This is a genomic window from Luteococcus sp. (genome assembly GCF_043424415.1).
Lineage (GTDB): Bacteria > Actinomycetota > Actinomycetes > Propionibacteriales > Propionibacteriaceae > Luteococcus.
Genome location: NZ_JBHWOO010000218.1, coordinates 1 through 10,018 on the forward strand (window position 1 = coordinate 1; position 10,018 = coordinate 10,018).

The 10,018-nt window shown below is 70.1% G+C and carries 9 protein-coding genes and 1 tRNA gene; 6 read left to right on the forward strand and 4 right to left on the reverse strand.

Going from position 1 to position 10,018, the window contains the following annotated elements:
- A partial coding sequence (locus tag ACHFFZ_RS12680; RefSeq protein WP_394276969.1) for a glycosyltransferase occupies positions 1-987 on the reverse strand: 987 nt, incomplete at its 3' end.
- 98 nt (positions 988-1,085) lie between these two features.
- Here ACHFFZ_RS12680 and ACHFFZ_RS12685 point away from each other — a divergent pair.
- The gene (locus ACHFFZ_RS12685) at positions 1,086-2,111 is read left to right on the forward strand and encodes a glycosyltransferase (RefSeq protein WP_394276970.1); all 1,026 of its coding nucleotides are present in this window, start codon (positions 1,086-1,088) and stop codon (positions 2,109-2,111) included.
- A 21-nt stretch (positions 2,112-2,132) separates the two neighbouring features.
- On the opposite strand, the gene ACHFFZ_RS12690 is transcribed toward ACHFFZ_RS12685, so the two are convergent.
- Positions 2,133-2,861 (reverse strand): CPBP family intramembrane glutamic endopeptidase, encoded by a 729-nt coding sequence (locus ACHFFZ_RS12690; RefSeq protein WP_394276971.1) that lies wholly within the window; start codon positions 2,859-2,861, stop codon positions 2,133-2,135.
- Between the two features lie 155 nt (positions 2,862-3,016).
- On the opposite strand from ACHFFZ_RS12690, the gene ACHFFZ_RS12695 reads away from it, so the two are divergent.
- From ACHFFZ_RS12695 to ACHFFZ_RS12710, 4 genes are all read left to right on the forward strand, one after another.
- Positions 3,017-4,408 (forward strand): tryptophan-rich sensory protein, encoded by a 1,392-nt coding sequence (locus ACHFFZ_RS12695; RefSeq protein WP_394276972.1) that lies wholly within the window; start codon positions 3,017-3,019, stop codon positions 4,406-4,408.
- Between the two features lie 69 nt (positions 4,409-4,477).
- The gene (cmk, locus tag ACHFFZ_RS12700) at positions 4,478-5,134 is read left to right on the forward strand and encodes a (d)CMP kinase (RefSeq protein ID WP_394276973.1); all 657 of its coding nucleotides are present in this window, start codon (positions 4,478-4,480) and stop codon (positions 5,132-5,134) included.
- A 133-nt stretch (positions 5,135-5,267) separates the two neighbouring features.
- Positions 5,268-6,629: a ribosome biogenesis GTPase Der gene (gene der / locus ACHFFZ_RS12705; protein ID WP_394276974.1), complete on the forward strand. Its 1,362-nt coding sequence runs from the start codon at positions 5,268-5,270 to the stop codon at positions 6,627-6,629.
- Between the two features lie 23 nt (positions 6,630-6,652).
- Positions 6,653-8,101, forward strand: a complete 1,449-nt coding sequence (locus tag ACHFFZ_RS12710; protein WP_394276975.1) for an FGGY family carbohydrate kinase — start codon at positions 6,653-6,655, stop codon at positions 8,099-8,101.
- A gap of 2 nt (positions 8,102-8,103) precedes the next feature.
- Here the strand turns inward: ACHFFZ_RS12710 and ACHFFZ_RS12715 are convergent, their stop codons facing one another.
- Together ACHFFZ_RS12715 and ACHFFZ_RS12720 are read right to left on the reverse strand one after the other, a co-directional pair.
- Positions 8,104-8,457: a hypothetical protein gene (locus ACHFFZ_RS12715; RefSeq protein WP_394276976.1), complete on the reverse strand. Its 354-nt coding sequence runs from the start codon at positions 8,455-8,457 to the stop codon at positions 8,104-8,106.
- Positions 8,373-9,368, reverse strand: a complete 996-nt coding sequence (locus tag ACHFFZ_RS12720; RefSeq protein ID WP_394276977.1) for a serine hydrolase domain-containing protein — start codon at positions 9,366-9,368, stop codon at positions 8,373-8,375. The genes ACHFFZ_RS12715 and ACHFFZ_RS12720 overlap by 85 nt, the downstream gene beginning before the upstream one ends.
- Positions 9,369-9,520: 152 nt before the next feature.
- Here ACHFFZ_RS12720 and ACHFFZ_RS12725 point away from each other — a divergent pair.
- A tRNA-Pro gene (locus ACHFFZ_RS12725) sits at positions 9,521-9,594 on the forward strand.
- Positions 9,595-10,018 lie beyond the last annotated feature (424 nt).

A 10,018-nucleotide genomic window follows, 5' to 3' on the forward strand; every position in this document is an offset into this window, starting at 1 on the left:
TCGTTCCATCGCCCGGGTGAGCGAGTCGCAGTCCAGCCCGTCACGGTCCTGGTGGTAGCAGAGCACCCGACGCTGGTCGGCGTAGTAGCCGCAGTTGGGGGCGATCACCCAGGTGCCCAGGTCGACGCAGGCCTCCAGCCATCCCGAATGGGTGCCCCAGCGGTAGGGCAGCACGGAGGCATCCAGCGACTGCAGGTAGTCGAACAGTTCGTCCTCATCGAAGTAGGACCGCACCTCCAGTGAGATCGAGCCGTCCTCGGCCAGCGAGCGCAAGTGCTCGGGCAGACCTTCGGGCCGCTGGTGGGCGGTGCCGTCCATCACCTCGGGATGGGCATTGACCTGGATCGACACCTGCCGGCCACCGTGCCCATTGACGAGGCGCGCCGACTCCACCAGTGCGTCCACCAGCTCGGTGGAGGCCATGTTCGGCCGTAGGCTCTTGAGGTGCACCCCGACCCGCAGCGGCTCGTTCGGCACCCGCGGCTCACGCTGGCGCACCTCCAGCTTGTCCAGGTCGACGACGTGGGGGTGCGGCAGCACCAGAGCCTCACGACCCCACAGCTCGCGCACCTCCTGCGCTGCACCCTCGGTGAGGGTCACCAGCGCGTCCGCACTGGGCACCAACACGTCGAGCGCGGCGCGGTGGAGCGCCGGGTCGGTGTGGTGCGGATTACCCAGATCATGCACGGTGTAGACCAAGGGCTTGCGCTCCCGGCGCAGGTCGGCCACCACCCGCTCCAGGTCCTCGGGGGCCAGGGCGTCGAAGCCGAAGTGCACATGCATGATGTCGAACTCGTCGCGGTGCTCGGTGATCCAGCCCCGCTCCAGCATCGCGGGCGGCCACCAGCCGGACTGCTCGGTGCCGTCGCCGCGAGATGGACGCGGATCGGGCAGCCGTTCGAAGGTGACCGGATCGCCCGGCACCGGGCCGCAGTGGCGAATGTAGACCTGGTCATGGGGGACGCTGGCAATACGAATGACAGGCATCCAGCCAGCATTGCCGCTCGTGCCGGCCGACCAGCACCCCCCACAAGGATGCAGCTGCAGGGGTGTGGCCGGCCCGGGTGTCGCGATGGTCTGCTGGCATGATGCGGATCGTGTACTACGCCCACCACCACGGCAGTGGACACCGGCACCATGCCCGTCGCCTCCAGGAATCCGGGGTGGCACAGGTGGTCACCGTGGGCGCAGCGGGGACCGACCATCCCTTGCCCCCGGACGTCGACCCCACACGTCCGCACCGGCAGGATCCGCACAGTCCCTTCCACTGGACGCCCACCAACAGGGCTGTCCAACGGCGCTTCGCCGAACTGCACCGGGTGCTGCTCGACGTCGAGCCCGACCTCGTGATGGTCGACGTCTCCGTCGAGGCCGCCGTCTTCTGCCACCTGGCCGGATTCCCGGTGGCGCACCGACTGATGCCCGGCGACAGGGCCGACGCCGCCCACCAGCTGGCCTATGCCAGCGCGGCGGGCCTGTTCGCCTACTACCCGCACGCCCTGCAGTCGCCGGGATTCGAGTGGGAGAACAAGACTGCCTGGATCGGCATGCTCGACGAGAGCCCAACCGGGCAAGCATCGCTGGTGGAGCCGAGGACGGTGGCGGTGCTCAGCGGCGCCGGTGGCGACGGCGTCCCCGTCGACGAACTGGTGCGGGCCGCGCGCACCAGGCCCCACGAGCAGTGGCACGTCCTGGGCCCGACCCTCGGCAGCGCCGACCACACCAGCCTGCCCGCCAACCTGCACCTGCACGGCTGGGTCGACGATCCCAGGGATCTGCTTTCCCGCGCCGAGTTGGTGGTCTGCGGGGCGGGGCACAACACCATCGCCACCGTGGCTGGCCTGCGACGACCGGCCCTGGTGATCCCCGAGGAGCGCCCGCACCGCGAACAGGAGGCCTTCGCAGAGCGACTGTCGGAGGCGCTGGGGCAGCCAACCGCCCCGTCCTGGCACACGGTGGACTGGACCTCTGCGGTGACGAGGCCCGGCGACCCGGACCTCCTGGCGCGCGGTCTGCTGGTCGGGGCGAACGAATACCGCGAGCGCCTGCGGCACTTCCTCCAGGGCTGCCTGCCGACCCCGCCACCGCCCGGCGTCACGATCGCCGCCTGAACGGCGCCGGCCCAGGCCCCGTCAGCCCAGGAGGTGGCCTGCCAGGTCAAGAGTGGGCGGCAGCAGGAAGAGCATGCCCAGGGACCACGTGAGGTGGGTGACCACCGGGGCCACCAGTCCGCCCGTGGCCCGTCGCTGCAGCGCCACGACGGCCCCGAGCATGAGGGCCGCGAGCACCAGCAACGGAACTCCCGACATGGCGGTCACCGCCCCGTAGAGCACTGTGGTTCCCGCGATCCTCCACCGCGCCGGCAGCGCCTGGAAGAGTGCGCCCCGGAAGAAGTACTCCTCGGTGAGCCCGTTCACGGCAGTCACCACCGCCACGACGGCCAGAGATCCCTTGCGGGCATGGTCGAGCAGCCCCTGCACGGGGGCCTCCAGCACGGGGACCTGTGAGACGCCGACGGCGCCGACGAGGAAGAGCAGCAGCAGCGAGAGGCCGATGACGAAGGCCTCTCCCAGACGGTGCGTTCCTGTCTCAACGCGGCGCGCTCCCGTCGTTGCCACCGGACCCGACAGTCGTCCACCCGCGACCCACACCAGCGCCAGGACGGCCGTTGCGACGTAGAACAGCCGATCGCCCGCCGGCAGGTTCAGCGACCAACCCATCACGCCGGCACCGAGCAGGAGCGTCACGGCGCAGACCACGCGGCGGCGCGTCACGGACACGGTCTCGGGCGCGTCGACGGCCGTGTCCAGCAGCGAGGACCTGACGAAGCGGTTCAGCCGGTGCGAAGAGGTGGCGGGCATGGGTCCTCCAGAGGGGGCCGTGGGGCGGCGAGACAGTGCGAATCTAGCTTCCCCGACAACACATCCGGGCGCCGATCGCCCAGGGCTGTCCGCTGTGGGTGAACACGCCCGCTCCCCGTGGGGCACGCCCTCATCAACCGGGCATGATTTCCAGCATGACGAGGACGGCAATGGTCACCGGCGCGACCGGCTACGTGGGTTCCCTTGTGGTGGAACGGCTTCTGGAGGAGGACTGGACGGTTCGCGTCCTCGTGCGCGATGCCGACAAGCTGCCCGACCAATGGGACGGGCGTATCCACGTCGTCGAGGGAGACGCGAATTCGCCAGACGATCTTGCCGAGGCCATGCAGGGTGCCGACGTCACCTGGTTCCTGATCCATTCCATGGGGGGCGGTGACGACTTCGCCCGAACCGAGCTGCAGATCGCCCACGCTTTTGCCGACGCTGCTCGCGACGCGGGCCTCTCCCGGATCGTCTACCTCGGCGGCCTGCACCCCGACGGCGAACTGTCGGAGCACCTGGCCAGCCGCGTGGAGGTTGGCGAGATCCTGATGGCCAGCGGCGTCCCGACCGCCGCCGTCCAGGCCGGGGTGGTGCTCGGCGACGGTTCGGCCTCCTTCCAGATGCTGCGCGACCTCACGGAACGTCTCCCCGGTGCCATCGGCCCGAAGTTCCTCGCGAACCGGATCCAGCCCATCGACCACCGCGACGTTGTCCACTACCTCGTGCGCGCCGCCGACCTCGGCCCCGAGCACAACCGCACCTTCGACGTTGGTGGCCCGGACCGACTCAGCTATGCCGAGATGATGAAGGCCTATGCGAAGGTCCAGGGGATGGGGCCGCGGCCCGTCATGATCGCGCCGGTGTGGACTCCTGGGCTGGCCTCGCACTGGATCGGACTCATCACGCGCACCCCCGCCGAGATGGCAGGACCGCTGCTCGGCTCCCTGCTCCACGAGACCGTCAGCAAGGAGGACGACCTCACCGACCTCGTCGGCGCCCCGGAGGGTGGGCCCCGCTCGTTCGCGCAGTCGGTGGAGGATGCCTCGGCCGAACGTGACCAGTGGCGTCCGGTGAAGGTGCTGGCCGCCACCTCGGCCGCGGTCCTGGCGGCTGCCACTGTGGGCGGCCTCGCAACGGCTCAGGGGACCCAGAGCCGGTGGTACCGCACCCGCCGAAAGCCGTCCTGGCAGCCGCCGGGTGCGGTCTTCGGCCCGGTCTGGACCGCGCTGTACGCCGACATCGCCGTCATCTCGGCGCTGCACCTCGCCGACCGCCTGGAGGAGGGCGACCGGGACGGGGTTGTGCGCGATGCCGCCGCGCTCGGGGCGAACCTGGTGCTCAATGCCGGGTGGTCGTGGGTCTTCTTCCGTGCCCATCGGCCCGCCCTTGCCACGGGCGTGGCCGGCGCGCTGGCGGTGAGCTCCGCCGACCTGGTGCGCCGGGTCGGGCAGCGCAGGGAGCGCGGCGTCGTGCTGGCGCCCTATGCCGCATGGACGGGCTTCGCGACGGTGCTCACCGACGCGATCCGTCGCCGCAACCGCTGAGGCGGCGGGCCCGTGCCATCGTGGCCCGATCCGAGCCTTCTGCCAGCTGGTCCCGCTAGGCTGACGGACGTGACCGACAGCCTGCTCATCGCCATCGACGGACCCAGCGGATCCGGCAAGTCCAGCACCTCTCGCGGGGTGGCCAGCAAGCTCAGCCTCGCCTACCTGGACACTGGTTCGCTCTATCGTGCGGCGGCGGTGGCCTTCCTCGAGTCGGGTCTCGACGCCAGCCAGACCGAGGAGATCGTCGCCCGGGTGACCGGCACCACGATCGTGCCGGGAACCGATCCTGAGAAGCCGTCGACCAGCATCGACGGGCGCGACGTCACCGACGCGATCCGAGACCCCGCCGTCAGCGCAAAGGTCTCCACCGTGGCCACCATCCCGGCGGTGCGCGCCTGGCTCAACGACCAGTTCCGCGCCATCATCGACGCCCACCAGCGGCGGATCGTGGTGGAGGGACGCGACATCACCACCGTCGTGGCCCCCGACGCCGACCTGCGGATCCTGCTGGTGGCAGATCCCGCGGCTCGCATCGCCCGTCGCCAGGCCGAACTGGGCGGAGCGGTGGACGTGGCCGCCGTCACCGACCAGGTGGTGCGCCGAGACCGCGACGACTCGACCGTCAGCCAGTTCGAGAAGCCCGCCGAGGGCGTCGAGCTGGTGGACTCCACCTACCTGAACCTCGCCGAGGTCATCGACACCATCTGCACCAAGGTCGGCTGACCGCAGAGCGGGGGAGTAGGATGGCTCCTTCACCCTTCGGGCCCAGGAGTGGCCCGACGACGCCGGCCCCGGCCGGCGTCTCCAGCAGGGCAGCAGTCGCTGCACCTGGAACTGCACTGTGAGGAAGACCAGCATGACCGAGAACTTCGACTTCGACCTCGACGACCAGGAGACCGCCCTCAAGCCGGTCCTGGCCGTGGTGGGGCGCCCCAATGTGGGCAAGTCCACCCTCGTCAACCGCATCCTGGGACGCCGCGAGGCCGTCGTCCAGGACACCCCCGGCGTGACCCGGGACCGGGTGAGCTATGACGCCAACTGGAATGGCCGCGAGTTCGTCGTGGTCGACACCGGCGGCTGGGTGAGCGACGCCAAGGGCCTGGCCCACCAGATCGCCGAACAGGCCGAGCTGGCCATCAATGCCGCCGACGCGGTGCTCTTCGTCGTCGACGCCCAGGTCGGCACCACCGACGAGGACGAGGCCGTGGTGCAGGTGCTGCGCCGCAGCAAGAAGCCCGTCGTGCTGGCCGCCAACAAGGTCGACGACCAGCGCACCGAGGCCGAGGCCGCCTCGATGTGGAACCTGGGCCTGGGCCAGCCGTGGGCCATCAGCGCCATCCACGGCCGCGGCACCGGTGACCTGCTCGACGCCATCCTCGAGGTGCTGCCCGAGGCCCCCGCCGAGAGCTTCGTCGAGGTGGGAGGCCCGCGTCGCATCGCCATCGTCGGCAAACCCAATGTGGGCAAGAGCTCGTTGCTGAACAAGCTCTCGGGCCAGCAGCGCGCCGTCGTCAGCGACATGTCCGGCACCACCGTCGACCCCGTCGACGAGCTGTGCGAGGTGGGCGGCAACCTGTACCGCCTGATCGACACCGCCGGCATCCGCAAGCGCGTCAAGGAGGCCAGCGGCCACGAGTACTACGCCAGCCTGCGCACCCAGGGCGCCATCGAGCGCGCCGAGGTGTGCGTCGTGGTGGTCGACGCCTCCGAAACCCTCACGGAGCAGGACCTGCGCATCCTGTCGATGGTGGAGGACGCCGGCAAGGCGCTGGTGATCGCCTACAACAAGTGGGACCTGACCGACGAGGAGCGCCGCCACTACCTCAACCGCGAGATCGAGCGCGACATGCACCCCTTCAGCTGGGCGCCGAGCGTCAACATTTCCGCGCTCACCGGGCGCAATGTGGACAAGCTCTCCAAGGCCGTCGAGGAGTCGCTGGCCGGCTGGGAGACCCGAATCTCCACCGGTAAGCTCAATGCCTTCCTCGGACGCGTCACCGCCGCCCACCCGCACCCGGTGCGGGGTGGCAAGCAGCCGCGAGTGCTGTTCGGCACCCAGGCACAGAACTGCCCGCCCACCTTCGTGCTGTTCACCTCCGGCCAGCTCGACCAGGGTTATGAGCGTTTCGTCGAGCGTCGCCTGCGCGAGGACTTCGGTTTCGTCGGTTCGCCGGTGCAGGTCGAGGTGCGGGCCCGAGAGAAGCGCGGCAAGAAGTAGTTCCCGTTCCGAGGAGGATCGTGATGGGCGACCTGTTCGTCGGCATTGACCTGGGCAGCACCCGGGTGAAGGTGGTCGTGGCCACGCCGGACGGGCGGGTCGTCCAGCGCGTCCAGGATGACATCCCCACCGCCACCGGGCCGTCGGGGGAGATGGAGCAGGACCCGAGCGCCTGGTGGCAGTCGCTGCGCACCTGCCTGGCCCGGCTCGACGATCCACGCCGGGTGGTTGCCCTCGGTCTGACCGGCCAGATGCAGGACCTGGTGCCGGTGGCCGGTTCTCGCCCGGTGCGCCGCGCCCTGCTCTACAGCGACGTGCGCGCCAGCCATGAGGCTCAGCGACTGCACCAGCTGCTGACGGACTGGGAGTCCACCACCGCCAACCAGCAGGACGCCAGCAGCGTGGCCGCCAAGATCGGTTGGCTCGCGCAGCACGAGGCGTCGAGCCTGAAGGCCTCCCGGCAGCTGCTGCTGGGCGCCCCCGGATACCTGATGATGCGCATGACGGGCCGGGCCGTGTGCGATCCGGTGACGGCATCGACCACGGGTCTGCTCGACGTGGCGGGGCGCTGCTGGTCCTTCGACGTGCTCGAGGCCTGCGGTGCGAGCCCGGAGCTGTTGCCGGAGCTGGTCGACGGCGATGCGGTGGGTGAACTCTCGGCCGCGGCCGCGCGCGACCTGGGCCTGTTGTCCGGGATCGCCGTGGTGCATGGGATGGGTGATGCCGGTGCCGCCACCGACGGGCTGGTCGGCACTACGCCCGGCAGCGCATATGTGAACCTCGGCACCACTGGTTGGGTGGCGGGTGTGGTCGACGGTCTGCCAGGTGAGGTCACCTCCACACACCAGCTCGTCATGCCGGGCTGGTCCTCGACGCTGCGGATCGGCGCGGTGCTCTCGGCCGGCGCGACGGCGGAGTGGGCGCGCCGCCAGTTCTTCGACGGGCTCGACTTCGACGACCTGGACCGTGTGCTGGCCGAGCGCGTCCTGGAGCTGGACAACCGGCCGCTGTGCCTGCCCGGGCTCGGCGGGGAGCGCACCCCGGTGCGTGACGAGTCCCTGCGCGGCACCTTCGTCGGCATCACCCGGCGCACCGATCCCGGCGACCTCTACCTGGCGGCCCTGACCGGTGTGGCGATGGGTCTTCGCCATGCCGCCGGCGACATGGGCTGGCGCCAGGACCGGATCGCGCTGGCCGGCGGGGGAGCCGACAGTGACCTGTGGCGGCAGGTGCTGGCCGATGTCTTCGCAGCGACCGTGGTGACCGGTGACCTGACCGAGCCGGGCGCCTGGTCGGCGCTTCGGGCCGCAGCCCGCGCCGTCGGAGCTGAGCCGCCCGCCCCGCTGGTGAAGGACCTCGCCGAGCCCCAGCTGACCCAGCCGTCGTGGATGGCGCACCGCTATGAGGATCAGATCGAGGCACACCGCGCGCTCTACGACGCGGTGGCCCCGATCTGCCGTGCCCTGGTCTGAGCTCAGGACTTCGGGGTGCAGCTGGCCTCGAGCATCGGGACGAGCACCGTGTTGAGGTCCACCCGGCCGGGCAGGGCGGTCAGGTCCCGGCCGGTGGCGGCGACGGACAGCTGTCGGCGCCCGTCGGGTGAGGTGAAGGCGACGCTGAGCGTGCCCATGGCGGCACCGTCATGCCCGTACAGGTAGGGATCGTCGGCCGAGGTGGGGCACGGGTCGGGGATGCGGTAGAGCCCCAGTCCGTAGTCGATCGCGCCCATGGTGACCGGCGTCATCATCTGGGCGACGAGTGCCTTGTCCACCAGGCGTCCGGTGACCAGCGCGCGGGTGAAGTCGTTGAGGTCCTCGGTGGTGCCCACCACGGCTCCGGCGGCACCGAACAGGTCGGGATCGAAGTCCTCCAGCTCCAGCCAGCCGTCTGCCTCGCCCATCCAGGCATCCTCGTGCAGCGCGGCTCCCGGCAGGGCAGCGGCGCCTCGGTGGCGTAGCGGGTGTGGTGCAGCCCGGCGGTCTTGAAGATGCGGGTGCGCAGCAGGTGCGACAGGGGTCGCTGGTTCTGCTCCTCCAGCAGCATCCCGAGTGCCACGTAGCCGGCATTGGAGTAGAGCATCGTTCCCGGTTCGGTCCAGGCGGCGGTGTTGATGACGTCGATGTGCTGCTGGGGTGTGTAGTCGCGGCTGAGTGCCGCCTGCAGCTGCTCCAGCGAGGTGGGATCGGTGATCTGGGTGGCCAGCAGCTCCTGGGTGCCATTGGGGGCGCCGGAGGTGTGGCTGAGCAGCTGGCGGAAGGTGACATCGGGATGGTCCGGGAAGAGGTCGGGCATCACCTCGCTGACGGGCTGGTCGAGCCGCCAGACTCCCTTGTCGACCTCCTGCAGCACCAGTGTGGCGACCATCATCTTGGTGTTGCTGGCCACGCGGAAACGATCACCCGGCCGGGCCGGGGCCCTGCCCTCCTTGGCGCGAAGGCCGGCCGCATCGCTCCACTGGCCACGTGGCGTCTCCAGCCGGGCGGTGACGCCGATGGCGCCGGCGGCCACCAGGTCGTCGAGAGCGCGCTCCAGCACCGGATTCAGGGTGCCGCGGTGGTGCTTGCGGTGGCCCTTGGCCGCCTCCCGGGCGGCGGAGTGCACACGGGCGGACTGGCTGTGCTCGTCGGTGATCCGGTCCGTGGCGGTGGTGGGCGTGGCGTGGGCGGTGGTCGGGCAGAGCAGGGCCAGGCCGGCGAGCGGTGCGAGCGCGGCAGCGAGGGTCGGGCGTCGGGTTCGCATGGGGTGCCTTTCGTGCGTGGGGGTTGACGCTCGGGAGGCTATCGACGCGCGGGGTCAAGGTGAGGGGTGCCCGCGCGTCCATCGGTCCGCGCCGATTGGCGTACTCGCACGGCTTCCGCTAAAGTTCTTTCTCGGGTCGGAAACGACTTGGACGGGCTGTAGCGCAGCTTGGTAGCGCACTTGACTGGGGGTCAAGGGGTCGCAGGTTCAAATCCTGTCAGCCCGACGTCCAAAGGTCCTTGTCAGAGCAGGAATGTTCTGGCGAGGACCTTTTTCGTGCCCTAACGGTACCAAAATGGGGTGAAGCGGCGGCGGTCTTGAGGTGGTGTTCCCCCGCTTTCCAGCGCTCTTGGGCGAGACTCGTGCCTCCACGGTGGAGATGACGTAGGCAACAGGTTCCCCATGTGGCAGTAGGCGTCGGAGGAGGTCAAGTCCCGGCAAGTGGTGTAACCGCTGCGGATCCTGCGGGGCGGGGTTAACTGGCGAGTGCGGGCATGGCGTGTGTCTGCGACAGCACATATGATCAATTCATGACTGCCTTCGCGAAGCACCCCGCCACTCGCTGGCTCGTCCCCGCCGTCGCACTGACCCTGCCGCTGGCCGGCGGCCTGGCGATGACGCGCGCCCAGGCCAATGACGGGCTGGAGCAC

Bases quoted from the DNA above. Each gene is read 5' to 3' on its own strand.
- ACHFFZ_RS12685 (WP_394276970.1), top strand. From the start codon at position 1,086: ATGATGCGGATCGTGTACTACGCCCACCACCACGGCAGTGGACACCGG.
- ACHFFZ_RS12690 (WP_394276971.1), bottom strand. From the start codon at position 2,861: ATGCCCGCCACCTCTTCGCACCGGCTGAACCGCTTCGTCAGGTCCTCG.
- ACHFFZ_RS12695 (WP_394276972.1), top strand. From the start codon at position 3,017: ATGACGAGGACGGCAATGGTCACCGGCGCGACCGGCTACGTGGGTTCC.
- der (WP_394276974.1), top strand. From the start codon at position 5,268: ATGACCGAGAACTTCGACTTCGACCTCGACGACCAGGAGACCGCCCTC.
- ACHFFZ_RS12710 (WP_394276975.1), top strand. From the start codon at position 6,653: ATGGGCGACCTGTTCGTCGGCATTGACCTGGGCAGCACCCGGGTGAAG.
- ACHFFZ_RS12720 (WP_394276977.1), bottom strand. From the start codon at position 9,368: ATGCGAACCCGACGCCCGACCCTCGCTGCCGCGCTCGCACCGCTCGCC.